At 41.6% G+C, this 257-nt stretch carries 1 protein-coding gene; it reads right to left on the bottom strand.

Annotated features, from left to right (window positions below):
- The coding region (locus RYX56_RS23640; protein ID WP_317124290.1) for a MupG family TIM beta-alpha barrel fold protein at positions 1-257 on the bottom strand (257 nt) is incomplete at both ends.

Raw genomic sequence — 257 nt, 5'->3', positions numbered from 1 at the left:
ATTTTTTTGAATAAATGCCTCTTTATCCAACCCTGTTTCAGGGCGTGGATAATAGTTGTGCCAGGCTTCTACATTTTGTGTGACGAGCCCTCCTTTTATTAAGTCTTTAATTCCTTTTTTAGTCATGGTGCTCGCATTTAGGACGACTTTCATTTTTCGCGACAAGGAAACGATGGTTTCTCCATCGATCCCATAATCGATACGCAAGCCTGAAATGCCCCAATCGGTTAGTTCATCTGCCTGTTCATACGTGTAAC

Origin of the sequence: Alkalihalophilus lindianensis (assembly GCF_032843265.1) — a bacterium.
In the GTDB taxonomy this organism is placed as follows: Bacteria; Bacillota; Bacilli; order Bacillales; family Bacillaceae_D; genus Alkalihalophilus; species Alkalihalophilus lindianensis.
Note: the sequence above shows the minus strand (reverse complement) of the source record. Positions and strands in the feature narration are given on the sequence as shown.